The following is a 25,243-nucleotide window of genomic DNA, read 5'->3' on the forward strand; positions in this document are numbered from 1 at the left end:
TCATGGGTCGAACGCCTTTTTTTTGCAGACTGTTGTTCCTGAACTGAAATGCGTGAGGTGAAAGGTATGCTGATTCTGACTCGTCGTTGCGCAGAAAGCCTGATTATCGGTGATGGCGAAATCACCGTGACTGTGCTCGGCGTCAAAGGCAATCAAGTGCGTATCGGGGTTAACGCTCCGAAAGAGGTAGCGGTCCACCGCGAGGAAATCTACCTGCGGATCAAGAAAGAGAAGGACGAAGAACCAAGCCTTTAATTTTTATCGTTTTTTATGTTTGCAAACGGGGATGAACGTGGTTAATATACGCCCCGTGTTGCGGAGAGCTGGCCGAGTGGCCGAAGGCGCTCCCCTGCTAAGGGAGTACACCTCAAAAGGGTGTCGGGGGTTCGAATCCCCCGTTCTCCGCCATTATTTGCTTAGTACGTTGCAATCTGGTTTTTTCGCTAAGTTGTTGAAATTAAACGAAAAAATAGCTTTACATAGAGATTGAACGGCCTATAATGCGCGGCAACAAATGCACTCGTAGCTCAGCTGGATAGAGTACTCGGCTACGAACCGAGCGGTCACAGGTTCGAATCCTGTCGAGTGCACCATTTAAGAGTCAGTTGCAGCGATGCAGGTGACTTGGCTTCAACCAGTTGTGATCTGGTCTAAAAACACAATCTGCACTCGTAGCTCAGCTGGATAGAGTACTCGGCTACGAACCGAGCGGTCACAGGTTCGAATCCTGTCGAGTGCACCATACAAACAAAAAGCCCGCCTAGTGCGGGCTTTTTGCCGTCTGGGGTTTGTGTAGGATTTCAGCTCTTTCTTCCTGCCTCATGTGTTTTCCTTCCGGGCTGTGTCGTCGCAGTTCATAGATGCAGCCGATGCTCAGCTTTGGCTCGCAAGCGCTTGTTCTTTCCAGTTTTTTAACGTTAAAAGCGTGCGCAGCGTGTATCATTGCGCCCGTCAGCCCCCGCCGGGGCTTGTGGAATACCTCCATGGACTTACCCAGTAGTTGCTCAGTACCCCGCTTTACCAATCATGAATTGACTGATTGATCCTTCCGGCGTGCCCCGCTGCTGGGAGTGGAGTTCGCCTATGACCGAAGTAGAAGTAAAGAAAACACAAGACAGCCTGCAGGATCGCCTGGCTCAAGTCATCGAGCTGCTGCAGCGTCAGCGCGTGGTCGAAGACCTTACGCATCGCCAGGAAGGTCCGCACCACGACCGCGTCGAAAACCTGGTTCACCGGCAAAACCTCGTTGAGCTGCAGCGCAAGCTCGATGACCTGCACTCTGCCGACGTCGCTTATATTCTTGAAGCCTTGCCGCTGGATGATCGACTGACCCTGTGGCAGCTGGTCAAGGCCGACCGCGACGGCGACATCCTCCTGGAAGTATCCGACTCGGTCCGTGAAACCCTGATCGCCGACATGGATGATCACGAGCTCCTGGCCGCCGCCAAGGAGATGGACGCCGACGAACTGGCTGACCTGGCGCCTGAGCTGCCGCGTGATGTTGTCCATGAATTGATGGAGGCCCTCGACAGCCAACAGCGCGAGCGTGTGCGCTCTGCGTTGTCTTATGACGAGGATCAGGTTGGCGCACTGATGGACTTCGAGATGGTCACCATCCGCGAAGACGTCAGCCTGGAAGTGGTCTTGCGTTACCTGCGTCGCCTCAAAGAGCTGCCGGGCCATACTGACAAATTGTTCGTGGTCGATTACGAAGGCATTCTCAAGGGCGTGTTGCCGATCAAGCGTCTGCTGGTCAATGATCCGGACAAGAAAGTAGCGGATCTGATGGCCAGCGATACGGTGAGTTTTCACCCGGATGAAGACGCCTACGAGGCCGCCCAGGCTTTTGAGCGTTATGACTTGATCTCCGCGCCGGTGGTCGACAAGAACGGCAAGCTGATTGGCCGTTTGACTATCGATGAAATGGTCGACCTGATTCGTGAAGAGAGTGAAACCGAAGTCCTCAACATGGCGGGTCTGCGTGAAGAGGAAGATATTTTTGCGTCAGTCTGGCGCTCCCTGCATAACCGTTGGGCGTGGCTGGCGATCAACCTGATCACGGCGTTCATTGCTTCGCGCGTGATCGGGCTGTTCGAAGGCTCCATCGAGAAGCTTGTCGCCCTTGCGGCGTTGATGCCGATCGTGGCGGGTATTGGGGGCAACTCCGGTAACCAGACCATCACCATGATTGTGCGTGCCATGGCGCTGGACCAGGTCAGTACGGCCAATTCCTCGCGCCTGTTGCGCAAAGAGTTGGCCGTGGGCCTGATCAACGGTTTGGTGTGGGGCGGCGTGATTGGTGTGGTGGCTTACTTGCTGTATGGCAGTTGGTCACTGGGCGTGGTGATGACGGCAGCCATGACCCTCAACCTGCTGTTGGCGGCGCTGATGGGCGTGTTGATCCCCATGACGCTGGCGCGCCTTGGGCGTGACCCGGCCATGGGTGCCAGTGTGATGATCACAGCCATGACCGACAGCGGTGGCTTCTTCATCTTCCTGGGCCTGGCGACGATCTTTCTGCTCTGATCGCTTGTGGGAGCGGGCTTGCTCGCGAATGCGGTGTAGCAGTCGAAATGTCTGCGAACTGATCCACCGCATTCGCGAGCAAGCCAGCTCCCACAATGCTCTCTGCCGTACCCCTCAAATTTCACGCAAAAAAAAGCCAGCATAGTGCTGGCTTCGGCTTTCAGTTGCAGATCAATTGGCTTCTGCGGCCGCCTCAACGTCGTGCGCGATAAGCGAGACGAGAGCATTTTGCTGGCGATGGGAGAGCTGACGAAAACGCTGCAGCAGTTCGCGTTCGTGCAGTGACAGCTCAGGGCTGTCCAGGCGCATGCTCAACTCTTCGCCCAACGCACCTTCCTGAATAAGGCTCTGTTCCAGGCGCGCGATGATTTCGGAGTTCATGCTGCGGTGATGATTGCGAGCCACCTCGGCAATGCGTTCCCGCATTCCGTCTGGCAGACGTACGACGAACTTGTCAGCCGTACGGCTGGAATAAATTGCCTGTTTCAATGGGCGCATATATTTAACCGGTTAGTTCAGGGGAGCGGTTTTTGGAATTGGCCGCAAGATGAGTGTTAAGACAAGGCTCACGACCAAAGTTCAACCCGAATTGCAAAGAGGCCGCATCATGCCTCAGATTTGACAGTTCCTTGGCGTCAATTCTGTGACAAATATTGAACTGCCTAGAGGCTTAATGCCAGCACTCATTTGTATTTTTGCGGACTGGTTGGAAAACTTTCAAACGGGTCATTCCGCAATGGAACTTCCCGTAAGTCCAGGCCAGCACAGGGGATGAGGCCGCACATCCTAAAGCAAAGTGGCCTTTTGCCCTTATCTTTAAGACTAGTGGCAATTTGCCGATTTGCGAGGGCGGGGCGACATAAGGTCGAAGGGGGAAGGTGCGGCGCAGGGGTCAGCGCAAAACTGGATCGAATTTGATTTTGCGACCCATGAAAAGCGTCACCAGGAGCAGGCTTGTGAACACGCCCACAGCAACAGTTGCAGCGGTTTGCCCATCTTCAGAAGTAGCGCCCAGGCCCAGAACGCCAGTGGCGATAGTCAGGCACAAAAACAGCCAGGCGGATTTGCTCATGAATGGCTTCCTTAGAAAACCCAATGTTCGGATGCCGGTGCAGTCTGGGTGCCTTGGGTCAGGCGTACCGGTGATTGCGCGTTGGGCGTCATCACCGCCAATTGCGGGCGTTGTTGCAGGTGGTGCGGCACGGCCTGGCTGATCTGCGCAGGATCATTATCGCCGGTCGATTGGAAATGAAACATCACCAGTGCAGCCAGGGCTATGGTGTTGAGGGCTAACAGAAGGGCACTGTTCATGGTCATGTTCTCCGCTAAACGCCGTGGCTGAATGGGGTTGTAGGAGAAGTATTGCAGGTCCCGTGCCAATCTATTATTTCAATAAAATCAATGTCTTGAGTCTACTCGAAAGCATCGCCAGGTTGCAATTTGCAATGATGGCATTTTGGGGGAGTGCATTTTGCACGACAGGGTTCGGGCCCCGTGGTTGCAGGGCAAAGCGCGCATCGGCGGAACAAGGATCGGCCTACACTCAAAAAGCCCACGGACGACATGACAAAACCCACCTTGGCCGTTAACATGCACGCCGTCCGTCGCAGTGCCCCGTGCCCGATGGCTGTCATTTGTCCCAGTAGCTCAATTGGATAGAGCATCCCCCTCCTAAGGGGAAGGTTGGCCGTTCGAACCGGCCCTGGGACACCATCTTCAAAAGCCCTGCACAGGTTGTCCTGGCAGGGCTTTTTTGTGCGCGCCGGTAACACCGGTCGAACCTTGCCGCCTGTCAGGGTTCACAGCAGGGGCGCCGTGTGTTTCGCGTACTTTTGTACGGTGCATATGTACCTTGCATGCGACCAGGCAGCGTCTGAACGATTAAGCAAAAATATTCCCCGGAAAACGGCCCGCTGCTTCTGTCCGCTCCCGGCAACCCCGGACTATCATGCTGATAGCCCTGTCCCTCACTTCAAGGAGCCGCTCGGAACGCCGATGCGCCAGATCTGGAAATCTTTTCGAGCCCTTTATTTCGCCTCCTTGATGATGTTGATCGGGTCCGGCCTGCTCAGCACTTACCTTGCCTTGCGTCTGGCAGCCGACCACGTCGACAGCCTGTGGGTGGGTGCCTTGATGGCGGCCAACTACTTCGGCCTGGTGCTGGGCGGCAAGATCGGCCATCGGCTAATCGCCCGCGTCGGCCACATTCGCGCGTATGCCACCTGTGCCGGGATTGTCGGCGCGGCGGTGTTAGGCCATGGCCTTATCAACTGGCTGCCGGCCTGGATTGTGCTGCGGATGATCGTGGGCCTGGGGATGATGTGCCAGTACATGGTCATCGAAAGCTGGCTCAATGAGCAGGCGGACGCCAAGCAGCGTGGCGTGGTGTTCAGCGGTTACATGATCGCGTCTTATCTCGGGCTGGTGCTGGGTCAGTTGATCCTGGTCATGCACCCTGAGCTTGGCCTTGAGTTGCTCATGCTGGTGGCGTTGTGCTTTGCCTTGTGCCTGGTGCCGGTGGCCATGACCCGACGCATTCACCCGGCGCCGCTGCACCCGGCGCCCATGGAGCCGCGCTTCTTTATCAAACGTGTGCCGCAGTCGCTGAGCACGGTGCTGGGCGCGGGGCTGATCGTCGGCTCGTTCTACGGCCTGGCGCCGCTGTATGCTTCGCAGCAAGGCTTGAGCACCGAGCAGGTCGGTCTGTTTATGGGGAGCTGCATTTTTGCCGGTCTGTTGGTGCAGTGGCCATTGGGCTGGTTGTCGGACCGCTATGACCGCGCCTTGCTGATTCGCTGCTTTGCCTTGTGCCTGGCGGTGGCGGCGTTGCCGTTGGCCGTAATGACCCGGGTGCCGCTGGAAGTCCTGTTCGTGGCCGGCTTCTTGTGTTCCCTGGTGCAGTTCTGCCTGTATCCCTTGGCGGTGGCGTTCTCCAATGACCATGTGGAAGGTGATCGCCGCGTGTCGCTGACGGCCATGTTGCTGGTGACCTACGGCATCGGCGCGAGTGTCGGGCCGCTGTTGGCGGGTGTGGTGATGAAGCTGTTCGGCAGCCACATGCTGTATGCGTTTTTCAGCCTGTGTGCATTGATCCTTGTGTGGCGGATCCGGCCGAAGGCGGTAACCAACCTGCATCAGGTGGACGATGCGCCGCTGCATCACGTGGCGATGCCTGACAGTATGTCCAGCTCGCCGCTGGTGGCGTGCCTCGACCCGCGGGTGGATGAGGCGGTGGTGCAGGAGCAAATGCAGAGCATCGTGCCTGACCCGGAACCTGAAACCGAAACTGACCCGCAACAACCCGCGGATGAACCCGCTTTTGAAGGGCCGCCGGAGCCTCTGGGGCCGGACGAGCATCCTCATGACTTGAGCAGGGCACGCCCCTGAAAGCAAAAACGGGCAGATCCCATCAGGGTCTGCCCGTTTTTATTGACGCGACCTTTAAGGTTTAAAAGTCGTCGTCCTTGTCAAAGCGCCGCGCTTCGCGCTGCAGCTGGTACACAAAACGTTCAACCTGGCGCTGTACCAAGCCGCTCATGTTGTGAAAGCGCACGCCGGCGAAGGTGGTGTTGATCTTGTCTTCGAAGTGCAGGTAACGCAGTTCCACCGAGGTGGTCATGCTGCCGAAGGGCAGGGCGGCGATAAAGCGGTCATAAACCTGGCCCAGTTGCAGGCGATCGGTGATGTCGCCTTCAAAACGCAGCTTGCATCCGGTGGCGGAGATGTCCAGCAGCTTGCCGCTGATCGGTGCCTTGAGCTTTTCGCCACCCAGCTCGATGCTGACCAGTTGGGCCAGCTTCAATGCGGCGCGAAAGGCATTGCGACGCTGATGGTAGACCACTTCGTCGGGCATGCTGCCGGTGTAGATGCGGTGGCCGCCTTTTTCACTGATGGTCAGCGTGCCGTTGCTTTCCCAGGCGATTCGCACGCCATCATGGAAACCTTCAATGCGAAACGGTTCGCCACTCTCAAGGTAGCGTTCTCCGTCGCGGGGGATCATTTCGTCGAGGGCGAGCGTTTTGCTGTCCCGATCAATATCCACCAGATAGCTTTGGAACCGCTGGCTGCGTTCATGAAAAGTGATGATCAGCGGGTCATGGCTTTCTTGCAGCATCCGCAACGTGCTGGCGATTTCCAGAGGCGTGGTGAGCACCTTGGGTGGCTGCGGAGCATCTTCCGCATTAAGGGCGTTGAACACGGTTCTTCCATCTCCAGGCAAAATACGACTACACGCAAGAACCGGCATTTTGCCAGTATGTAGCGCGCCTTGGATAGGGCGCGCTGTAAACCGGTGTCAGGCTTGGCTGCGGGTGCTTGGCTTGACCAGGCGCGAGGTGGAACCCTGGGCGTTGTACAGCGCCGGAGGCTCTCCGCCGTGGAGTATGCGCAACTGGTTGGCGGTCGTAGCCTGCTGCAGCTGGATCGACTGGCCGTTGAGCAGGTTGGCTTCCTGGCACTGGGCCAGCAATTGATTGAGTGCGGTGCTCTGCGCCAGCAACTGATCGCCTACCGAGGAGTGGCTGGCCAGTTGTGCCAGGCCATCATGATCAGCCGGCAGGCCGAGGCTGATGAGAATTTCGCTGCGCTTCTTGCCATGCTGCTCCAGCAGCACGATCAGCGACTGTTTGCGCGCCAGGATTTCCTCCAGCAAGCGCATATCCCGGCCATAGAGGGCCAGGGATTCTTCTTTGAGCAGCTCGAGCAAAAGTTGCGTCGGCGCCAGATCATCAATGATCAGTTCAAGCAAATGTTCGTCGTGGTGCATGGCTGGCCTTGGGTTTTAAGCGTCCACAAGCCCTGCGCAGGCCTTTGCCTAGCGCTCGGCTTCGAAGTTAAGCAGCTTGCTGGCTACACGGTTGCTGTCGACTTTATAGCTGCCATCAGCGATTGCCTGCTTCAATTCGGCCACGCGGGCTTTATTGACAACGGGTTTGATCGCGCAACGAGTCAGTGACCTTCTGCAACTGTTGAGCCTCATTGCTCAGGTGTACCGATTCCCCGCTCTGGCTGGCGCTGGCCTGTTCTGCCTTGGCGGCAGGTGCTGGCTGGGACTTGGCTTCTACGCCGTCCTTTGCCCCGCTGGTGCGCGTATTGCCCGGCAAAGCCTGGGTGTTATTTAAACGACTGAAATCAATGACCATGTTAAAAAAACCTCTGGGTATTTGGACGCTTGCCATGTTTTCGGCCATACCCGGACAAACTTTAGGCCCGATTGACAATAAACCTGTACAGGTCGACATCCCACGCACAGTGTAGGAAAACCTGGCGTTTCACACCAGTGATCTATAGTGCCACCTCGACCTGGCCCGGCGCCGTCACCTGTGCCTTGATCACACGGTTGGAATTGAGGTTCTTGACCCGGATCTGCTCGCTCATCCCGCCGTTGGACAACGCCTCTCCCGGCATTTTTACCGTCAGCCCACCGCTGCTGGCGGAAATCACCACCTGGTCGCCCTTGCGAATCACCTCAGCCTGTTCCAGATGCACCAGCGTAATGACCTGGTCGGCGACCATTGGTCGGGTCAGTTTTTGCCCGATGGCTTGGTCCACAGCGGTGAGGTAGCCCTGGTTGATCTGGCTGATGTCGCGTTCACGCAGGGCCACGTCTTCAAAACCAATGATGCCGGTACGTTTGAGCGGGCGCGTGACGACCACTACGTCGCGGAACAGTTTGACCTGCGCCGGCACAAACACGGTCCAGGGTGAGGCGCCCTCGCAGCGCACTTTTACCGTCACGCGGCCGATGGGCTGGGCCGGGCTTTCGAGGCTGGCCGTCAATTCCTTGTCGCACATGGGCATGCGCAGGCGCGGGTCCAGTTGGTTGACCTGGATTTCGTAACGCCCCGGCGTTTGGGTGGTCGCCAGATAATCTTCTACAGTGAACTCAAGAAAGCCTTGGGTGACGCCGATAAGGAGATCAGGCAAGGTGACATTATCTGCGCGAGCCGTGGTGCCCGAGCCCAAGGCAAGCAAAGCCAGCGTTGCGCAGAGCAATCTGCGATACCGTGGGATGCGTCGGAAAACTGTCGTTTTAAGGTTCATAGACCAATAAATAGCAAAGCCCGTGCCGTTTAGTGTTGGGTGAGCGTCGTTGCCCTTGTAGGTATAGCCAAAGGTTTTAGCGTAGGAGTCAAGGCATGGCAGGAGTAATGGACTCAGTAAACCAGCGCACACAGCTGGTAGGGCAGAATCGCCTGGAACTGTTGCTTTTTCGCCTGGACGGCAAGCAGCTGTACGGCATCAATGTGTTTAAAGTGCGGGAAGTGCTGCAGTGCCCCAAGCTGACCATATTGCCCAAATCCAGCCCGGTGGTCTGCGGCGTAGCGAATATCCGAGGCGCGACCATTCCGATTCTCGACCTGGCCATGGCCACCGGGTCCTCGGGGTTGCAGGACCGCGAAAGCCCCTTTGTGATCATCACCGAATACAACACCAAGACCCAGGGTTTCCTGGTGCGCTCGGTGGAACGCATCGTCAACATGAACTGGGAGGAGATCCATCCGCCGCCCAAGGGCACCGGGCGCGATCACTACCTCACGGCGGTGACGCGGGTCGACAACCAATTGGTCGAAATCATCGACGTGGAAAAGATCCTCGCCGAAGTCGCCCCCACCTCGGAAACCATCTCGGTTGGCGTGGTAGACGCCGAAACCGCGCACAAGGCAGTGTCACTGCGTGTGCTGACGGTGGATGACTCCTCGGTGGCGCGCAAGCAGGTCAGCCGTTGCCTGCAAACCGTCGGCGTGGAAGTGGTGGCCTTGAACGATGGTCGCCAGGCTTTGGATTACCTGCGCAAGCTGGTGGACGAAGGCAAGAAGCCGGAAGAAGAGTTCCTGATGATGATCTCCGACATTGAAATGCCGGAAATGGACGGCTACACGCTCACGGCCGAGATACGTAACGACCCACGCATGCAAAAATTGCATATCATCCTGCATACTTCCTTGTCGGGCGTATTCAATCAGGCGATGGTCAAGAAAGTCGGTGCCGATGACTTCCTGGCCAAATTCCGCCCTGATGACCTGGCATCCCGGGTAGTCGACCGGATCAAGGCTGCAGATCACGGCTAGGGGGATTTCCTCCTGGCGGTCACACGATTTAAGAGGCGGTATCATTGTCTACGGGTAATTTGGATTTCGAACAGTTCCGGGTCTTCCTGGAAAAAGCCTGTGGCATATTGCTCGGTGAAAACAAGCAGTACCTGGTATCCAGCCGTCTCAACAAACTGATGGAGCAGCAGGGCATCAAGTCCCTGGGCGAGTTGGTGCAGCGCATCCAGGGCCAACCGCGCAGTGGGCTTAAGGAAATGGTGGTAGATGCCATGACCACCAACGAAACCTTGTGGTTTCGTGATACCTACCCCTTTGAAGTGCTCAAGAACAAAGTGCTGCCGGAGGCCATCAAGGCCAGCCCCGGCCAGCGCCTGCGCATCTGGTCGGCCGCTTGTTCTTCGGGGCAGGAACCGTACTCGATCTCGATGTCGATCGATGAGTTCGAGCGCACGAACATGGGCCAATTGAAGGCCGGCGCGCAAATTGTCGCCACCGATTTGTCCGGCACCATGCTCACCAACTGCAAAACCGGCGAGTACGACAGCCTGGCCCTGGGCCGTGGTTTGTCCCAGGAGCGCCTGCAACGCTTCTTCGACCCCAAAGGGGCCGGGCGCTGGGCGGTCAAGGCGCCGATCAAGAGCCGCGTGGAATTTCGCTCGTTCAACCTGCTCGACAGCTATGCCAGCCTCGGCAAGTTCGACATGGTGTTCTGCCGCAATGTGCTGATCTACTTCTCGGCAGAGGTGAAGAAGGACATCCTGCTGCGCATTCACGGTACGCTCAAGCGTGGTGGTTATTTGTTCCTGGGAGCGTCCGAAGCGCTCAACGGGCTACCGGACCATTACCAGATGGTGCAATGCAGCCCTGGCATCATTTATCAGGCCAAGTGACGGTGGCTTGAGCATAAAAAAACGGGAAGCCCCGCAAAGGCTTCCCGTTTTTTATGTGCGCAGGATTATCGTTGTTTCGCTAGCTTAGCCCAGGGCCGGGGGTCATTTTAATATTGCCTAGAGAAATGAGGTGAGGCCCGGTGGGGACCGCCTGGTTGAAAATACCCAGTTGCACGGAGCCGGTCGTGGTGGCTGTGTATTCCCCGCTTCCGGTTTGCGGATTAGCTTGAGTAAGGTTTTCTACATTGACTTTTTTAGTGAGCGGGCTGCCATTAACGGTCATGTAGAGGATCGAGCCATCGCTGGTGGCCGCACCACCTATGGCGTCAAAACTGAATGTATAGGTACGCCCTGCGCTCACCAGCACTGGGTGGGAAATGATGTGGGAGCTGATCACCCCCGGGCGGTTGCTGCGCACATTAAAGACCAGGCTTCTGTTTTGCACCGCCAACTGATTGCCCGCATAAACCGATTGGGGGGTCCACCCTTGGGCAGTGCCATCGCTGAAATCCCAAACAAAACCCGGGGTGGGCACAACAATGCCGCCTGCGTCGATGGACACGGTTGCGTCTGGTGCGGGGTAGGACATGCCGCGCCGGATGCGCATCAGTAACTGAACATTATTGCCTGAGTTGGCAACCACAACGTTTTTTGGCAGGTACATCTTGAGTGACTTGGCGTCAGCTCCCACTTCGAAGCTCAGATTGTAAGAGCCGCCGACGACACGACTGATCATGTTCACATTGATGAAGTCCGAGCGTTCGACGGCGAAATCACAGAGCAACTCAACTATGTCACCCACAACCAGGCTGGTATTCAGGTTGGGAATAGGTTGTGTTCTGTCTTGCAGCACGAATCTGAGGGGAGGAATAGTCAGCATGGTGTGCCTCTGCTTTTACGCATGTAGGGATTAGCAGCAATGAGGCACGCAGAGCGGCAGCGGCGACAACTGTCAGAAATGACAGTGCAGACGAACGGTCAAGGTAGCCGCCGCGCCCGGCCGGCCTGTTGAAGGATTGCCTCCGGGTGTAAAAGCGGCAACCGCCATTGCCGCTTTACTGGCGCCACGCGGAAGCCCATTGCCGCTTTTCTGGCATTGCCGCCGGCAAACCCCGCGCAACCCCTTGATTTACGGGCGTGCAGCGAATTGGCATGGGCCTTGCTATAACCCAGATACGAACAGCAGGTCAGCCTAAAGGTTTCCGCCATGAGCATCAGCTTCGATAAAGCGCTCGGTATCCACGAACAAGCCCTGGGCTTCCGCGCCCAGCGTGCCGAAGTCCTGGCCAATAACATTGCCAACGCCGACACCCCGAACTACAAGGCTCGGGACCTGGACTTTTCCGCTGTGCTCGCCGCGCAGCAGGACAAGACTAAAAACGGCACCTTCGCCTTGAACATGACCAACAGCCGTCATATCGAAGCGCAAGGCCTGGGCAATGGTGATGAGTCGCTGCTGTATCGCACGCCGATGCAGCCATCGATCGACCAGAACACCGTCGACGCCCAGCTGGAGCAATCGGCCTACGCCGAAAACTCGGTGAACTTTCAGGCCAGCTTCACCCTGCTTAACAGCAAATTCAAAGGGTTGATGTCAGCCCTGCGCGGAGAGTAAGCCATGTCCCTCGCCAGTGTTTTCAATATTGCCGGCAGTGGCATGAGCGCGCAGACCACGCGTTTGAACACCGTCGCCAGTAACATCGCCAACGCCGAGACCGTGTCTTCGAGCATTGACCAGACCTACCGCGCCCGTCACCCGGTGTTCGCCACCATGTTCCAGGGTGGCCAGGCCGGCCAGAGCGGCAGCGGTGATTCGCTGTTCCAGAATCAGGATGCGGCCGGCCAAGGTGTGCAGGTGCTCGGTGTGGTCGAGGACCAGAGCAACCTGGAAGCCCGCTACGAGCCGAACCACCCCGCCGCGAACGAAAAGGGCTATGTGTACTACCCCAACGTCAACGTGGTCGAGGAAATGGCCGACATGATTTCCGCCAGCCGCTCGTTCCAGACCAACGCGGAAATGATGAACACCGCCAAAACCATGATGCAGAAGGTCCTGACCCTGGGTCAGTGATAAGGGGCGCCAAATAATGGCCATTGTTGATACCACTTCTACACCCAACTCGGCGGTTCAGGACCTGTTCAACTCCAAGGTCAAGACTGCTACAGATAACAGCGGCCTTGATGGTGCCGCCAAGGCGGCCACGGGCAACCAGGCGCTGGGCAAGGACGCGTTCCTGCAATTGCTGGTCACCCAGCTGAAAAACCAGAACCCGCTGTCGCCTCAAGACAACGGCGCCTTCGTGGCGCAGTTGGCGCAATTCAGCAGCCTGGAAGGCATCAACACCCTGAACGACTCGGTGAATGCGATCTCCAGTAACTTCAGCTCTTCCCAAGCGCTGCAGGCGTCGTCGCTGGTCGGGCGTTCGATCATCACCCAGACCGACAAGGCCATGGTGGATACCAGCAAAAGCATGACCGGCTCGGTGGCAGTGACGGCAGCGACGGGCAACGTCTCGGTGAAAATCACCGACAAAGACGGCAACGTGGTGCGCACCATCGACATGGGCGCCCAAAGCGCCGGCGATTCAAGCTTTATCTGGGATGGCAAGAACGACAAAGGCGAAGTCGCCCCCGCCGGCACTTACACCTTCGCGGCCAGCACCAAGAATGACAAAGGCGACTCGGTTGCCCTGTTGACGTCGCTGCCGGCAACGGTCACGAGCGTGACGTTGAGCAAGACCGGCGGCGAAATGCTGCTCAACCTTGCAGGCGGCATGGGCAGCGTCAAGCTGTCGCAAATTCAGACTATCGGTACATAGAGCCGGCTAAATACGGCAGAAGGAGAGAAACATGTCTTTTAACATCGGCCTTAGCGGCCTCTATGCGGCCAACAAACAACTGGACGTGACCGGCAATAACATTGCCAACGTTGCGACCACCGGTTTCAAAGCGTCCCGTGCGGAATTTTCCGACATCTATGCAGCGTCCAAGCTGGGCACCGGCCAGAACAGTGTCGGCAGCGGCGTGAACCTGGCGGCAGTGTCCCAGCAGTTCACCCAGGGTGACGTCAACAACACTGGCGGCTTGCTGGACATGGCGATCCAGGGCGGCGGTTTCTTCGTGCAGAAGGGCAGTGACGGTTCGCTGGAATACACCCGCAGCGGCACCTTCCGTGCGGACAAAGACGGCTATATCACCAACAACACCGGCACCTCGCGCCTGCAAGGCTACGCAGCGGATGCTGATGGCAACATCGTCAAAGGCGCGCTGACCGACCTGCAATTGAACCTGTCGAACCTGCCGCCCAAGGCGTCCACCAAAGTGGACTCCACCAGTAACCTGAACTCCTCGTCGCCGGTCATCGACCAGACGGCCCACCCGTTCGATCCAACCGAGTCCAGCTCGTTCAGCACCCAGTACAACACCACGTTGTATGACACTCAGGGTAACGCGCACCCGATGGTGCAGTACCTGGTCAAAACCGACTCCAACACCTGGAAGTCCTACACCCTGATCGACGGCCGTAACCCTGACGGTTCGGCACCTACCGGCACAGGCTCGACGCCACCGGTGGCATCGACGTTGAGCTTTGACGGCGCCGGCAAACTCACCGGGATTGTGACCGGCACCACCTCCAGCACCACCTTGCAGCTGACCGGCTGGGTGCCGGGTACCGTGACCAATGGTGTGTGGACCCAAAACGGCGCGAATGCCAACCCTGGCGGGATTGCCATCAACATGGGCAACATCACCCAGTACAACTCGGCCACCTACCGTAACCCTCCGGTCACCGATGGCTACGCCACCGGCCAGATCACCGGCCTGAACATCGACGGTAACGGCGTGCTGTTCGCCACTTTCAGCAACCAGCAGAGCAAGTCCATTGGCCAGCTCTCCCTGGCCAGCTTCAATAACGAACAGGGCCTGCAGCCGTCGGGTGGCACCACCTGGAAAGAGACCTTCGCCTCGGGCCAGCCGGGTTACGACTCCCCGCAATCCGGCACCTTGGGGTCGATCGTGTCCAAGTCCCTGGAAAACTCCAACGTCAACCTGACCAACGAGCTGGTGGACCTGATCAAGGCCCAGAGCAACTACCAGGCGAACGCCAAGACCATCTCCACCCAAAGCACCATCATGCAGACCATCATTCAGATGACCTGACGCTGTTGCGAACAAAAGCCCCTCCTGCGAGGGGCTTTTTTTTGCGTGTTTTTTGACCGGAAACAATTCCCACTTTGCGCGCGATTGCCAGCCGACAGGCCTTTGTTGGAACCGACCACGCCGTTTTTTCCACTTATCGGGCTTAAAGGTGTGGGTTCTTACGGGGGTTGGGTATGTGGGATCTGTCGGTGTCTGGCCATGGGGCTGGAGGTGTGCGTTATGACGTGGGCGGTGTGGGGCAAAACCTGGGGGGCGTAAGCCGTGCAGAGGAAAAAAAGGATGACGCAGAGGCCGATAAAAAAACCGTCGCCCAGATGCTCAAACAGTTGGATGAGGCCGAAAAGGGCAATAAAAACCAAACCGCCCGGGACTTGCGGGACAAGCTCAATGAAAAACGCAAGGAGCTGGGGGAGGAGAAGTTCAAGGAGATCCTTGAGGCGTTGAAGAGGGACGCCTCCAGCGATTTGCTCGCGCTGTTGAAGAGGTTGTTTCCGGATTTGTTCCCGGATGAGCCGTCAGATGGTGGCGGTGGCGGTGGTGGTGGTGGTGGTGGTGGTGGCGGGGTTAGTCCGAAGGATTTCGGCGGTAGCGAGCCCATGAGTAATCTGCCGATTACCGAGGGCTCCAAGCATTTCAACTACAAGCCGGATGCAAGCAACCCAGGAAAAAAACCGGACAATATCTGGAGTGGCTTCAGCCAGGGCCCTGACGGCAATTGTGTCACCGTGTCGGCGATAAAGGGCGCGATGATGAAGTTTGGTCAAAAACCTACGGACGTCTTCAAGGAGGTGAGAGAGACGGGAGATGGTTACTACGTGAAAATGCGAGACGGTTTCGAGCTTACTTTATCTAAGGGCGAGTTAAGGCACGCAGCCGCTTACGCGCAGTTCAAGGGGGATAATCCGGGCATGCTTACCGACGCAAACTTCATGTTTGCCGCGAGCGCCAAGCGGGCACAAATAGAGGGCAATGGTGTAGATGATAACCCCAATGCTGCAAAACAGAGTTTCGCTCATGCAATGCAAAGTTTGAACAATGGCGAAGCGGCTTGGGAGGCGATGGATCGGCTTGGGCTGAGGGGCCTCTACAGGGAGTCTTCGAGCTCCGAGCTGGCAAGTGGCAAGCTCGGGGTTGTGGCGTATGGAGGCCATTCAATGGCGGTGATTGGCGGGCGCGTAGAATTGTGGGGGGGACGCGGCGGCAGGCCCCAGGAAGGTAGCGCCTACGCATTCACGTAGCAAAAAAAAACCGATAAACCCAAATGCAGCCAGGTTTATCGGTTTTTTACATCCTGGGCGTTCAAGCCCAGGACTCGCTCAGCTTATTGGCAAGCTTCGCAATCCGGCTCATCAATCGCGCAAGCCTTTGGCACTGGCGCCGGGCCGGCTGGAGCAGCCAGCACCGAATCATCACCGTGGTTGCCGCTGGAAACAGCGTTGAGCTTACCGGTGTTGATGGTCGACTTCTCGGTGCTGGTCGCGGCCAGGGCACGGAGGTAGTAAGTGGTTTTCAGGCCACGGTACCAGGCCATGCGGTAGGTCACGTCAAGCTTCTTGCCCGAGGCGCCGGCGATGTACAGGTTCAGCGACTGCGCCTGGTCGATCCACTTCTGACGACGGCTGGCGGCGTCAACGATCCACTTGGTGTCCACTTCGAAGGCCGTCGCGTAGAGCTCTTTGAGTTCTTGCGGGATGCGCTCGATCTGCTGCACCGAACCGTCGTAGTACTTCAGGTCGTTGATCATGACCGAGTCCCACAGGCCGCGAGCCTTGAGGTCGCGAACCAGGTACGGGTTGATCACGGTGAATTCGCCCGACAGGTTCGATTTCACGTACAGGTTCTGGTAAGTCGGTTCGATCGACTGCGACACGCCAGTGATGTTGGCGATGGTCGCGGTCGGTGCGATGGCCATGATGTTGGAGTTACGAATACCTTTCTGCACACGGGCACGTACCGGTGCCCAGTCGAGGGTTTCGTTCAGGTCAACGTCGATGTACTTCTGGCCACGCTGCTCGATCAGGATCTGTTGCGAGTCCAGCGGCAGAATGCCTTTGGACCACAGCGAACCCTGGAACGTCTCGTAGGCGCCGCGTTCGTCGGCCAGGTCGCAGGAAGCCTGGATCGCGTAGTAGCTGACCGCTTCCATGGACTTGTCGGCGAACTCGACCGCAGCGTCCGAACCGTACGGAATGTGCTGCAGGTACAAGGCGTCCTGGAAGCCCATGATGCCAAGGCCGACCGGACGGTGCTTGAAGTTGGAGTTCTGCGCCTGTGGCACCGAGTAGTAGTTGATGTCGATCACGTTATCGAGCATGCGAACGGCGGTGTTGACGGTGCGTTCCAGCTTGGCGGTGTCCAGCTTGCCGTTGACGATGTGGTTCGGCAGGTTGATCGAACCCAGGTTGCAAACGGCGATCTCGTCCTTGTTGGTGTTCAAGGTGATCTCGGTGCACAGGTTCGAACTGTGGACCACGCCCACGTGCTGCTGCGGGCTGCGCAGGTTGCACGGGTCTTTGAAGGTCAGCCATGGGTGGCCGGTTTCAAACAGCATGGACAGCATTTTGCGCCACAGGTCTTTGGCCTGGATGGTCTTGAACAGCTTGATCTTGCCTGGGTACTGGGACAGGGCTTCGTAGTACTCGTAACGCTCTTCGAAGGCCTTGCCGGTCAGGTCGTGCAGGTCCGGCACTTCGGATGGCGAGAACAGGGTCCACGGGCCGTCATCGAAGACACGCTTCATGAACAGGTCAGGGATCCAGTTGGCGGTGTTCATGTCGTGGGTACGACGACGGTCATCGCCGGTGTTCTTGCGCAGCTCGATGAACTCTTCAATGTCCATGTGCCAGGTTTCCAGGTAGGCACACACAGCGCCTTTGCGCTTGCCGCCCTGGTTGACCGCAACGGCGGTGTCGTTGACCACTTTCAGGAACGGTACAACGCCCTGGGATTTGCCGTTGGTGCCCTTGATGTACGAACCCAAGGCACGCACCGGGGTCCAGTCGTTGCCCAGGCCGCCAGCGAATTTGGACAGCATGGCGTTGTCGTGGATCGCGTGGTAGATGCCCGACAGGTCATCCGGCACGGTGGTCAGGTAGCAGCTCGACAGTTGTGGACGCAGGGTGCCGGCATTGAACAGGGTCGGGGTCGACGACATGTAGTCGAAGGACGACAACAGGTTGTAGAACTCGATGGCACGGTCTTCTTTGTGCTTCTCTTCAATCGCCAGGCCCATGGCCACGCGCATGAAGAACACTTGCGGCAGTTCGAAGCGCACACCGTCCTTGTGGATGAAGTAACGGTCGTACAGGGTTTGCAGGCCCAGGTAGGTGAACTGCTGGTCGCGCTCGTGGTTGATTGCCTTGCCGAGTTTTTCCAGGTCGAAGGTGGCCAGGATCGGGTTCAGCAATTCGAATTCGATACCCTTGGCGATGTAGGCCGGCAGGGCCTTGGCGTACAGGTCAGCCATCTCGTGGTGGGTGGCGCTGTCGGCCACGCCCAGGAAGCCCAGGCCTTCGGCACGCAGGGTGTCCATCAGCAGGCGCGCGGTCACGAACGAGTAGTTCGGCTCACGCTCGACCAGGGTACGGGCGGTCATCACCAGGGCGGTGTTGACGTCGGTCAGGGCTACGCCGTCGTACAGGTTCTTCAGGGTTTCGCGCTGGATCAGGTCACCGTCGACTTCTTCCAGGCCTTCGCAGGCCTCGGTGATGATGGTGTTCAGGCGGCCCAGGTCCAGCGGAGCGAAGCTGCCGTCAGCCAGGGTAATGCGGATCGACGGGTGAGCTTGTACGGCGGCTTCTTCAGCCGGAGTGCGCACGGCGCGTTCCTTGGCGCGGGAGTCACGGTAGATCACGTAGTCGCGGGCTACTTTCTGCTCGCCGGCACGCATCAGGGCCAGTTCAACCTGGTCCTGGATTTCTTCGATGTGGATGGTGCCGCCCGACGGCATGCGACGCTTGAAGGTCGCGGTAACCTGTTCGGTCAGGCGGGCAACGGTGTCGTGGATGCGCGACGAGGCAGCAGCGGTGCCGCCTTCAACTGCAAGAAACGCTTTGGTGATGGCGACGGTGATTTTGTCATCGGTGTAAGGAACGACAGTGCCGTTACGCTTGATCACGCGCAGTTGGCCAGGTGCGGTGGCGGACAGATCCAGGTTCGAATCAGCGGCCTGCGGCACGGAGCCCTGCGGGTTCTCGCGAGTTGTGTCGGTTTGCATGGGGGGTTGTCTCCACATTCTATATTTATTTGGGCACCATCAAGGTGCCCACCGTTCCGTCCTGAAGCACTTACAACAGGCCTGGGCCTGGCATAACAACTTCGGGACAGGAGGAAGGGAGCTCATCGCGCCGCTTCCATGCCGAAGTCTTCGGTTCGGGGCCTGAAAGAGCCCTTGGCCGTATTCCTGCCGGGTGACAGTGGCTCTCTCCAAGCACTGCAACACCCGTACCGTTTTCTGCCAATTGGGCGGGGAAAACGGTTGCCATCCGCGTGCGCGGTTTGGGCTTTTAAAAAATGCTTTGGTTCAACCAAACAGGAGCAAGAAAGCGCTTGAGTTTCTTGTCTGATTTGTGTTTGGTTTTTCGCTTAAAACCCTACATGTAGGGTTTTTTTAGCGCCGAGGTACAAGATAATGCGTTTTGGGGGGCTTAGCAACGCACTACCTGTGGATAACGCTGTGGGTAAAATGTGTATGAAACGTGGAACGCCCGTGTAGGCCGCAGTGTTGCTGGATTACGCCGTTTGTCACCGAATATTCCAAGGCAAAAACCGCCGGTTGGATTTTTGAGGGCGCGAACCCTATCACAAAAAAACGCGATCACCGAATGGATTTCCAGGCGTGTACTGGAGGGCTGGCCCATGGCTACAATCGGCCCCTATAGAGCGGCCACATTGTGCTTCCCGCACATGACAATAATGAGAAGCGAGGTAGCGCATGGAGCAAGAAGCCTGGCAGATATTGATCGTCGAAGACGACGAGCGATTGGCCGAGTTGACCCGTGATTACCTGGAGAGCAACGGCTTGCAGGTGTCCGTGGAGAGCGACGGTGCCCAGGCGGCGGCGCGCATCATCGCCGAACAACCGGACTTGGTGATCCTCGACCTGATGCTGCCCGGCGAGGACGGCCTGAGCATCTGCCGCAAAGTCCGCGAGCGCTACGACGGCGTGATCCTGATGCTGACCGCGCGCACCGACGATATGGACCAGGTGCAGGGCCTGGACATGGGCGCCGACGACTACGTGTGCAAACCCGTGCGCCCGCGCTTGTTGCTCGCGCGTATCCAGGCGTTGTTGCGGCGCAGCGAGCCGGCAATACCTGCCGCCGTGGAAAACCAGCGGCGCCTGCAGTTCGGCCCGTTGGTGGTGGACAACGCCCTGCGCGAAGCCTGGCTGCACGAGGGCAGCATCGAGCTGACCAGCGCCGAGTTCGACCTGTTGTGGCTGCTGGTGGCGAATGCCGGGCGCATCCTGTCCCGCGAAGAAATCTTTATTGCCTTGCGCGGGATTGGCTACGACGGCCAGGACCGCTCCATTGATGTGCGCATCTCGCGTATTCGGCCCAAGATCGGCGACGACCCGATTCACCCACGGCTGATCAAGACCATTCGCAGCAAAGGCTACTTGTTCGTCCCCGAAGCTGCCGCCGACCTGCCGCTGTGAACTCGATCTTCCTGCGTATCTACGGCGGCATGTGCGCGGCGCTGGTCCTGGTGGCGTTGCTCGGCGTGCTGGCCCTGCACCTGCTTAATGAGGTGCGCAGCGGCCAGTACCGTGAGCGCCTGGCCCACGGCACCTTCGCGCTGATGGGCGACAACCTGCAACCGATGAGCGCAATCGAGCGCCAGCGCGCCCTGGCGGTGTGGGAGCGCTTGCTCGGCATTCCCCTGGAACTGCGGCCGTTGGCGGACGCGCAGTTGGACCTGACCCAGCGCAATCGCCTGCAACGTGGCCAGGTGCTGGTGGAGCAGACCGGCCCACATGCCGCGCGCGTGCTGCGCCTGGTCAGCGAACAGTCGCAGCTTGTGCTCACCGGTGAAGTGCAGCAGATCAGCGAGCAGCTGGCGCGTGCGACGATTTACCTGCTGGCTGACGAACTGGTGCGCTTCCCGGTGGCCGAGCAGCCGCAACGCCTGGCGGATATAAAAGAGGCCAAGGGCTTTGGCTTCGAGATGCACCTGATGACGCTGGATCAGGCGGACATGGATGACGACCAGCGCCGCCGCGTCGCGGAAGGCGATACGGTGATGGCCCTGGGCAAGGGCGGCGACTCCATCCGCGTATTCGCCGGCATGGTCGGCACGCCGTGGGTGCTGGAAATCGGCCCGCTGTATCAAATGAACCCGTACCCGCCGCAGTGGCTGATCCTGATCGCGTTGATCAGCCTCACGCTGATCGGGTTGATCGTGTACCTCTTGGTGCGTCAGCTCGAACGGCGCCTCAAAGGCCTGGAAGCAGCGGCCACGCGCATTGCCAAAGGCAACCTGGAAGTGCGTGTACCCGCCCGCGGCGCCGATTCGGTAGGGCGTTTGGCCGCCGCCTTTAATGGCATGGCCGAGCACTTGCAGCAATTGCTGGCGATCCAGCGCGAGCTGGTGCGCGCGGTTTCCCACGAGTTGCGCACCCCGGTGGCGCGCCTGCGCTTTGGCCTGGAGATGATCGGCGACGCCGCCACCCCAGAAGCGCGGCGTAAATACATGGAAGGCATGGACAGCGATATCCAGGACCTCGACGGCCTGGTCGACGAGATGCTCACCTACGCCCGTCTGGAGCAAGGCGCGCCGGAGCTGAACTTCCAGCGGGTCGACCTCGATGCGTTGCTCGATCAGGTGATCGGCGAATTATCGCCACTGCGCCCGCAGGTCAGTGTTGCCCGGGGTATCTGCCTGTCCTCGGCACATTGGGATGACGCCTGGGTCGACGCCGAACCGCGCTACCTGCACCGCGCCCTGCAAAATTTGGTGGGCAATGCCATGCGCCATGCCCAAAGCCAGGTGTTGATCAGTTATCAAGTGGGTCAGGTGCGCTGCCGCATTGATGTGGAGGATGACGGGCCGGGTGTGCCGGAAAGCGCCTGGGAGCGGATCTTCACGCCATTTTTGCGACTGGACGACAGTCGCACGCGAGCTTCAGGTGGGCATGGTCTGGGTTTGTCGATTGTGCGGCGGATTATCTATTGGCACGGCGGGCGGGCGTTGATCAGCAAGAGCAACAACCTGGGCGGGGCGTGTTTTAGTCTGAGTTGGCCCAGGGATCAGGACAAGACTTAAGACCGCCATCGCAGGCAAGCCAGCTCCCACATTTTGAATGTATTCGCACATCAAAGGTGGGAGCCGGGCTTGCCCGCGATAGCGATCTATCAGGCGCTGACGGCCACCAGACTCAACAACTGCTCCCCGTCCACCGCAAACTGCCCCTCCAACTCCTTGCCATAACACCACTCAGCAGACAGATCCGTCAGCAACCGCAACCGCACGCGCCCAGCCTGCGACCAGTCAAGCACTTCGGCATGCTCAAAGTAGAAGCGCTTCTGCACAATCGGGTAGAGCGCCTTGAACAGGCTCTCTTTGACCGAAAACGTCAGCGTCACCAGCAGGGCAACCTGCTCGCGTGGCCCCAGTGCCATGCGCTGCAGTTCGTCGGGCGTCAGAATCTCCCCAGCCAAACGCTCCGCTCGCTCCGATGACAGCAGGTTCTCCAGGTCCATCCCCAGCCCGCGCCATTGCGCCTTGTGCCCGACAATGGCCGCTGCATGCCCGGTGCTATGGGTGATGGAGCCGCTGATATGCCCAGGCCACACCGGCGCACGGTCGTCGCCAATGGCCGGCACGCAGTCCAGTTGGTCAAGCTGTTGCAACGCTGCACGGGCGCACAGGCGACCGGCGAGGAACTCCGCCTGGCGTTTGGCCACCGAGCGCTGGATGCTGGCCGGCGGCGGCACGGCGCTGCGCTGGAAGTCATCGGCGAGCAACAAGGCCGGGTCGAATCGCGTGCTCAAGAACACCGTGCCCGGCAGCGGGATGGGCAGTGGCCAATGGGCATCGAGTGGGGTGCAGCAAGCGGGTAGAGGCGTCATGCGCGGTATTTTGCGTCAGTTGGCGCGCCAGTGCATAGCCCGCAGCGGTTCAGGCCAGGTTCAGAGCCCGTTCAGGGGGAGTTCAGGGGCGACTGCGTAGTCTGGCTTTAACAGCCAAAACGCGTAGAGGTAAGCCCCATGACTGCGATCAAAAAGCTGATTCTGGCCTTAAGCATGCTCGGTGCCACTGCTGGAGTTCAGGCTTCGGACGGTGCTTTTGCCGGTTTCGGCAGCGAGAAAACCAGGAAATCCAGCAACCTGATCCAGCGTGTGAGCTTCGAAGAGGTGGGCGACCAGGCCGCGCCGTGGGGCCAGTCTTTGGGCATGACCACGCCGCAACCAGCCTACCGTACCGGCTACGAACACCTGACGGGCCAATACAATGGCATTAAACTGCGCCCGCAAGACTTGCAGGGCCGCTATGATATCCCCCTGTCGGACAGTTGAATTGCCTTGGAGAGCTCTATGAAATTGCTGGTCGTGGAAGATGAGGCGCTGCTGCGCCATCACCTGTTCACCCGCCTGACCGACAGCGGCCATGTGGTCGAAGCCGTGGTCAATGCCGAGGAAGCCCTGTACCAGACCGGCCAATTCAACCATGACCTGGCGATTATCGACCTGGGCCTGCCCGGCATGGGCGGCCTGGACCTGATCCGCCAACTGCGCAGCCAGGCCAAGACCTTTCCGATCCTGATTCTCACCGCGCGCGGCAACTGGCAGGACAAGGTCGAAGGCCTGGCCGCCGGTGCCGACGATTACGTGGTCAAGCCGTTCCAGTTCGAAGAACTGGAGGCGCGGATGAACGCCTTGCTGCGCCGCTCCAGCGGGTTCACCCAGTCGACCATCGTCGCCGGGCCGTTGCTGCTGGACCTCAACCGCAAGCAAGCCTCGCTGGATGAGCAGCCGCTGGCGCTGACGGCCTACGAGTACCGGATTCTCGAATACCTGATGCGTCACCATCAGCAGGTGGTCGCCAAAGACCGCCTGATGGAACAGCTCTACCCCGATGACGACGAGCGTGATCCGAACGTGATCGAAGTGCTGGTGGGTCGCCTGCGCCGCAAGCTGGAAGGCCCGGCCGGGTTCAAGCCGATCGACACGGTGCGTGGCCTGGGCTACCTGTTCAATGAGCGCTGCCGTTGATTCGCTCGCTACGTGTGCGCTTGATGCTCGCGGCCACCACCCTGGCCGTGCTGTTTATGCTGGGCTTGTTGCCCGCCATGCAAGGCGCGTTCAGCCTGGCGCTGCAGGATTCCATCGAGCAGCGCCTGGCCTCGGATGTGACTACGCTGATTTCCGCCGCGCGGGTGGAAAACAACCGTCTGTTGATGCCGGCGCAGTTGCCGGACGAACGCTTCAACCTCACTGACAGCCGCCTGCTCGGTTACATCTACGACCGTGAAGGCCATCTGGTCTGGCGCTCGCGGGCGACCCAGGAAGAAAACATCAACTACAAGCCGCGCTACGACGGGCGCGGTAATGAGTTTGCGCGGATTCGCGAAGCCAATGGCCAGGAGTTCTTCGTGTATGACGTCGAGGTCAAGCTGCTGGGCGGCAAGAGCGCGGCGTTCAGTATCGTCGCGCTGCAACCGGTGCGTGAGTACCAACTGACCCTCGAAGGCCTGCAGGAAAACCTCTACCTGGGTTTCGGCGCGGCCTTGCTGGTATTGCTGACGCTGTTGTGGCTGGGCCTGACCTGGGGCCTGCAAGCCTTGCGCCGCCTGAGCCAGGAACTTGACCAGATCGAAGGCGGCACCCGCGAAAGCCTCACCGAAGAACACCCGCGCGAACTGCTACGCCTGACCGGCTCGCTCAACCGTTTGCTGCACAGCGAGCGCGAGCAACGGGCACGCTACCGCGATTCCCTCGACGACCTGGCCCACAGCCTGAAAACCCCGCTGGCAGTGTTGCAGGGCGTGAGCGAAGACATGGCCCAGCGCCCGGAGGAGCGAGGCCAGGCCTGGGTGCTGCAATCGCAGATCGAACGCATGAGCCAGCAGATCGGCTACCAATTGCAGCGCGCCAGCCTGCGTAAAAGTGGCCTGGTGCGTCACCAGGTGCGCCTGGAACCGGTGTTGCAAAGCCTGTGTGACACGCTGGACAAGGTTTACCGCGACAAGCGCGTGACCGTGACCTTTGAGCTGCCGCCCGAGTGTGATGTGCCGATCGAGAAGGGCGCATTGCTTGAAATGCTCGGCAACCTGCTGGAAAACGCTTATCGCCTGTGCCTGAGTGAAGTGCGCATCAGCCTGACGGAGAACTTTGAAGGCACTGAGCTGTGCATCGAAGATGACGGCCCTGGCGTGCCGCCCGATCAGCGTGCGCGGATTCTGCAAAGGGGCGAGCGGCTGGACCGTCAGCATCCGGGGCAGGGTATCGGCTTGGCGGTGGTCAAGGACATCATTGAAAGCTACAGCGCGCGGCTGACCCTTGGAGATTCGCCGTTGGGTGGCGCGGCGTTCAAGATTCACTTTCCGGCGGCTTGATCTTTATTGCCCTTACAGGCCCCATCGCAGGCAAGCCAGCTCCCACCTTTTTGATG

The 25,243-nt window shown here is 58.9% G+C and carries 24 protein-coding genes, 4 tRNA genes and 1 pseudogene; 19 read left to right on the forward strand and 10 right to left on the reverse strand.

Annotated features, from left to right (window positions below; genetic code table 11):
- Window positions 1-66: 66 nt before the first annotated feature.
- The 5 genes from csrA (at window position 67) to mgtE (ending at window position 2,526) form a co-directional block, all read left to right on the forward strand.
- On the forward strand, window positions 67-255 hold the full coding sequence (gene csrA, locus QF043_RS05420; protein WP_003175645.1) for a carbon storage regulator CsrA: 189 nt from the start codon (window positions 67-69) through the stop codon (window positions 253-255).
- Between the two features lie 62 nt (window positions 256-317).
- Window positions 318-408, forward strand: a tRNA-Ser gene (locus QF043_RS05425).
- Between the two features lie 108 nt (window positions 409-516).
- A tRNA-Arg gene (locus QF043_RS05430) sits at window positions 517-593 on the forward strand.
- 72 nt (window positions 594-665) lie between these two features.
- Window positions 666-742: transfer RNA gene (locus QF043_RS05435), tRNA-Arg, on the forward strand.
- Window positions 743-1,083: 341 nt separating this feature from the next.
- Window positions 1,084-2,526 (forward strand): magnesium transporter, encoded by a 1,443-nt coding sequence (mgtE, locus tag QF043_RS05440; RefSeq protein ID WP_053257609.1) that lies wholly within the window; start codon window positions 1,084-1,086, stop codon window positions 2,524-2,526.
- 171 nt (window positions 2,527-2,697) lie between these two features.
- On the opposite strand, the gene QF043_RS05445 is transcribed toward mgtE, so the two are convergent.
- From QF043_RS05445 to QF043_RS05455, 3 genes are all read right to left on the reverse strand, one after another.
- On the reverse strand, window positions 2,698-3,024 hold the full coding sequence (locus QF043_RS05445) for an Arc family DNA-binding protein (RefSeq protein ID WP_003193592.1): 327 nt from the start codon (window positions 3,022-3,024) through the stop codon (window positions 2,698-2,700).
- Between the two features lie 394 nt (window positions 3,025-3,418).
- On the reverse strand, window positions 3,419-3,598 hold the full coding sequence (locus QF043_RS05450; RefSeq protein WP_307417745.1) for a PA3371 family protein: 180 nt from the start codon (window positions 3,596-3,598) through the stop codon (window positions 3,419-3,421).
- Between the two features lie 11 nt (window positions 3,599-3,609).
- Window positions 3,610-3,837 carry a hypothetical protein gene (locus QF043_RS05455; RefSeq protein ID WP_307417746.1) on the reverse strand — a complete coding sequence of 76 codons (228 nt, stop codon included), beginning with the start codon at window positions 3,835-3,837 and terminating at the stop codon, window positions 3,610-3,612.
- A 325-nt stretch (window positions 3,838-4,162) separates the two neighbouring features.
- On the opposite strand from QF043_RS05455, the gene QF043_RS05460 reads away from it, so the two are divergent.
- Window positions 4,163-4,239, forward strand: a tRNA-Arg gene (locus QF043_RS05460).
- 282 nt (window positions 4,240-4,521) lie between these two features.
- Complete coding sequence (locus tag QF043_RS05465) at window positions 4,522-5,913, forward strand: MFS transporter (protein ID WP_307417748.1); 1,392 nt, start codon at window positions 4,522-4,524, stop codon at window positions 5,911-5,913.
- 61 nt (window positions 5,914-5,974) lie between these two features.
- On the opposite strand, the gene QF043_RS05470 is transcribed toward QF043_RS05465, so the two are convergent.
- From QF043_RS05470 to flgA, 4 genes and pseudogenes are all read right to left on the reverse strand, one after another.
- Window positions 5,975-6,724 (reverse strand): flagellar brake protein, encoded by a 750-nt coding sequence (locus QF043_RS05470; protein ID WP_307417749.1) that lies wholly within the window; start codon window positions 6,722-6,724, stop codon window positions 5,975-5,977.
- A gap of 96 nt (window positions 6,725-6,820) precedes the next feature.
- A complete protein-coding gene (locus QF043_RS05475; RefSeq protein ID WP_017138391.1) occupies window positions 6,821-7,291 on the reverse strand; it encodes a flagella synthesis protein FlgN in 471 nt (156 codons plus the stop codon).
- Window positions 7,292-7,339: 48 nt separating this feature from the next.
- A pseudogene (gene flgM / locus QF043_RS05480) lies at window positions 7,340-7,667 on the reverse strand (flagellar biosynthesis anti-sigma factor FlgM).
- Between the two features lie 142 nt (window positions 7,668-7,809).
- A complete protein-coding gene (gene flgA / locus QF043_RS05485; RefSeq protein ID WP_307417750.1) occupies window positions 7,810-8,568 on the reverse strand; it encodes a flagellar basal body P-ring formation chaperone FlgA in 759 nt (252 codons plus the stop codon).
- A gap of 95 nt (window positions 8,569-8,663) precedes the next feature.
- Between flgA and QF043_RS05490 the strand changes: the two genes are divergently transcribed.
- A complete protein-coding gene (locus QF043_RS05490; RefSeq protein WP_017138388.1) occupies window positions 8,664-9,596 on the forward strand; it encodes a chemotaxis protein CheV in 933 nt (310 codons plus the stop codon).
- 44 nt (window positions 9,597-9,640) lie between these two features.
- On the forward strand, window positions 9,641-10,468 hold the full coding sequence (cheR, locus tag QF043_RS05495; protein ID WP_017138387.1) for a protein-glutamate O-methyltransferase CheR: 828 nt from the start codon (window positions 9,641-9,643) through the stop codon (window positions 10,466-10,468).
- A 79-nt stretch (window positions 10,469-10,547) separates the two neighbouring features.
- Here the strand turns inward: cheR and QF043_RS05500 are convergent, their stop codons facing one another.
- On the reverse strand, window positions 10,548-11,348 hold the full coding sequence (locus QF043_RS05500; protein WP_307417751.1) for a hypothetical protein: 801 nt from the start codon (window positions 11,346-11,348) through the stop codon (window positions 10,548-10,550).
- Between the two features lie 327 nt (window positions 11,349-11,675).
- Between QF043_RS05500 and flgB the strand changes: the two genes are divergently transcribed.
- The 5 genes from flgB to QF043_RS05525 all read left to right on the forward strand — a co-directional run bounded on the left by flgB (window position 11,676) and on the right by QF043_RS05525 (window position 15,867).
- The gene (gene flgB / locus QF043_RS05505; RefSeq protein WP_003214246.1) at window positions 11,676-12,083 is read left to right on the forward strand and encodes a flagellar basal body rod protein FlgB; all 408 of its coding nucleotides are present in this window, start codon (window positions 11,676-11,678) and stop codon (window positions 12,081-12,083) included.
- A 3-nt stretch (window positions 12,084-12,086) separates the two neighbouring features.
- Window positions 12,087-12,539 (forward strand): flagellar basal body rod protein FlgC, encoded by a 453-nt coding sequence (gene flgC / locus QF043_RS05510; RefSeq protein WP_017138385.1) that lies wholly within the window; start codon window positions 12,087-12,089, stop codon window positions 12,537-12,539.
- A gap of 16 nt (window positions 12,540-12,555) precedes the next feature.
- Window positions 12,556-13,287 (forward strand): flagellar hook assembly protein FlgD, encoded by a 732-nt coding sequence (flgD, locus tag QF043_RS05515; RefSeq protein WP_305455019.1) that lies wholly within the window; start codon window positions 12,556-12,558, stop codon window positions 13,285-13,287.
- Between the two features lie 31 nt (window positions 13,288-13,318).
- The gene (gene flgE / locus QF043_RS05520; protein WP_307417752.1) at window positions 13,319-14,629 is read left to right on the forward strand and encodes a flagellar hook protein FlgE; all 1,311 of its coding nucleotides are present in this window, start codon (window positions 13,319-13,321) and stop codon (window positions 14,627-14,629) included.
- A gap of 173 nt (window positions 14,630-14,802) precedes the next feature.
- Entirely contained in the window at window positions 14,803-15,867 is a 1,065-nt protein-coding gene (locus tag QF043_RS05525; protein ID WP_307417753.1) for a hypothetical protein, read from the forward strand.
- An 83-nt stretch (window positions 15,868-15,950) separates the two neighbouring features.
- On the opposite strand, the gene QF043_RS05530 is transcribed toward QF043_RS05525, so the two are convergent.
- Window positions 15,951-18,845 (reverse strand): ribonucleoside-diphosphate reductase subunit alpha, encoded by a 2,895-nt coding sequence (locus QF043_RS05530; protein ID WP_307417754.1) that lies wholly within the window; start codon window positions 18,843-18,845, stop codon window positions 15,951-15,953.
- A gap of 717 nt (window positions 18,846-19,562) precedes the next feature.
- On the opposite strand from QF043_RS05530, the gene QF043_RS05535 reads away from it, so the two are divergent.
- Both QF043_RS05535 and QF043_RS05540 read left to right on the forward strand, forming a co-directional pair.
- A complete protein-coding gene (locus QF043_RS05535; protein WP_305455015.1) occupies window positions 19,563-20,288 on the forward strand; it encodes a response regulator in 726 nt (241 codons plus the stop codon).
- Window positions 20,285-21,895, forward strand: a complete 1,611-nt coding sequence (locus QF043_RS05540) for an ATP-binding protein (RefSeq protein WP_307417755.1) — start codon at window positions 20,285-20,287, stop codon at window positions 21,893-21,895. Before QF043_RS05535 ends, QF043_RS05540 begins: the two co-directional genes overlap by 4 nt.
- Before the next feature lie 89 nt (window positions 21,896-21,984).
- On the opposite strand, the gene QF043_RS05545 is transcribed toward QF043_RS05540, so the two are convergent.
- Window positions 21,985-22,701 (reverse strand): 4'-phosphopantetheinyl transferase, encoded by a 717-nt coding sequence (locus QF043_RS05545; RefSeq protein ID WP_307417756.1) that lies wholly within the window; start codon window positions 22,699-22,701, stop codon window positions 21,985-21,987.
- A 138-nt stretch (window positions 22,702-22,839) separates the two neighbouring features.
- Here QF043_RS05545 and QF043_RS05550 point away from each other — a divergent pair, with 138 nt between their 5' ends.
- Genes QF043_RS05550 through QF043_RS05560 form a run of 3 tightly spaced genes read left to right on the forward strand, consistent with a single transcriptional unit; the run spans window position 22,840 to window position 25,187 of the window.
- Window positions 22,840-23,148, forward strand: coding sequence for a hypothetical protein (locus QF043_RS05550; RefSeq protein WP_305455012.1), 309 nt, complete (start codon window positions 22,840-22,842; stop codon window positions 23,146-23,148).
- Window positions 23,149-23,166: 18 nt separating this feature from the next.
- On the forward strand, window positions 23,167-23,844 hold the full coding sequence (locus tag QF043_RS05555) for a response regulator (protein ID WP_307417757.1): 678 nt from the start codon (window positions 23,167-23,169) through the stop codon (window positions 23,842-23,844).
- On the forward strand, window positions 23,841-25,187 hold the full coding sequence (locus QF043_RS05560) for an ATP-binding protein (protein WP_305455011.1): 1,347 nt from the start codon (window positions 23,841-23,843) through the stop codon (window positions 25,185-25,187). Before QF043_RS05555 ends, QF043_RS05560 begins: the two co-directional genes overlap by 4 nt.
- Window positions 25,188-25,243 lie beyond the last annotated feature (56 nt).

Source organism: Pseudomonas sp. W3I7 (genome assembly GCF_030816095.1).
In the GTDB taxonomy this organism is placed as follows: Bacteria; Pseudomonadota; Gammaproteobacteria; order Pseudomonadales; family Pseudomonadaceae; genus Aquipseudomonas; species Aquipseudomonas salomonii.

Coding starts and splice junctions, on each gene's coding strand:
- csrA (WP_003175645.1), top strand. CDS start 67: ATGCTGATTCTGACTCGTCGTTGCGCAGAAAGCCTGATTATCGGTGAT.
- mgtE (WP_053257609.1), top strand. CDS start 1,084: ATGACCGAAGTAGAAGTAAAGAAAACACAAGACAGCCTGCAGGATCGC.
- QF043_RS05445 (WP_003193592.1), bottom strand. CDS start 3,024: ATGCGCCCATTGAAACAGGCAATTTATTCCAGCCGTACGGCTGACAAG.
- QF043_RS05450 (WP_307417745.1), bottom strand. CDS start 3,598: ATGAGCAAATCCGCCTGGCTGTTTTTGTGCCTGACTATCGCCACTGGC.
- QF043_RS05455 (WP_307417746.1), bottom strand. CDS start 3,837: ATGAACAGTGCCCTTCTGTTAGCCCTCAACACCATAGCCCTGGCTGCA.
- QF043_RS05465 (WP_307417748.1), top strand. CDS start 4,522: ATGCGCCAGATCTGGAAATCTTTTCGAGCCCTTTATTTCGCCTCCTTG.
- QF043_RS05475 (WP_017138391.1), bottom strand. CDS start 7,291: ATGCACCACGACGAACATTTGCTTGAACTGATCATTGATGATCTGGCG.
- flgA (WP_307417750.1), bottom strand. CDS start 8,568: ATGAACCTTAAAACGACAGTTTTCCGACGCATCCCACGGTATCGCAGA.
- QF043_RS05490 (WP_017138388.1), top strand. CDS start 8,664: ATGGCAGGAGTAATGGACTCAGTAAACCAGCGCACACAGCTGGTAGGG.
- QF043_RS05500 (WP_307417751.1), bottom strand. CDS start 11,348: ATGCTGACTATTCCTCCCCTCAGATTCGTGCTGCAAGACAGAACACAA.
- flgB (WP_003214246.1), top strand. CDS start 11,676: ATGAGCATCAGCTTCGATAAAGCGCTCGGTATCCACGAACAAGCCCTG.
- flgC (WP_017138385.1), top strand. CDS start 12,087: ATGTCCCTCGCCAGTGTTTTCAATATTGCCGGCAGTGGCATGAGCGCG.
- flgD (WP_305455019.1), top strand. CDS start 12,556: ATGGCCATTGTTGATACCACTTCTACACCCAACTCGGCGGTTCAGGAC.
- flgE (WP_307417752.1), top strand. CDS start 13,319: ATGTCTTTTAACATCGGCCTTAGCGGCCTCTATGCGGCCAACAAACAA.
- QF043_RS05525 (WP_307417753.1), top strand. CDS start 14,803: ATGTGGGATCTGTCGGTGTCTGGCCATGGGGCTGGAGGTGTGCGTTAT.
- QF043_RS05530 (WP_307417754.1), bottom strand. CDS start 18,845: ATGCAAACCGACACAACTCGCGAGAACCCGCAGGGCTCCGTGCCGCAG.
- QF043_RS05535 (WP_305455015.1), top strand. CDS start 19,563: ATGGAGCAAGAAGCCTGGCAGATATTGATCGTCGAAGACGACGAGCGA.
- QF043_RS05545 (WP_307417756.1), bottom strand. CDS start 22,701: ATGACGCCTCTACCCGCTTGCTGCACCCCACTCGATGCCCATTGGCCA.
- QF043_RS05550 (WP_305455012.1), top strand. CDS start 22,840: ATGACTGCGATCAAAAAGCTGATTCTGGCCTTAAGCATGCTCGGTGCC.
- QF043_RS05555 (WP_307417757.1), top strand. CDS start 23,167: ATGAAATTGCTGGTCGTGGAAGATGAGGCGCTGCTGCGCCATCACCTG.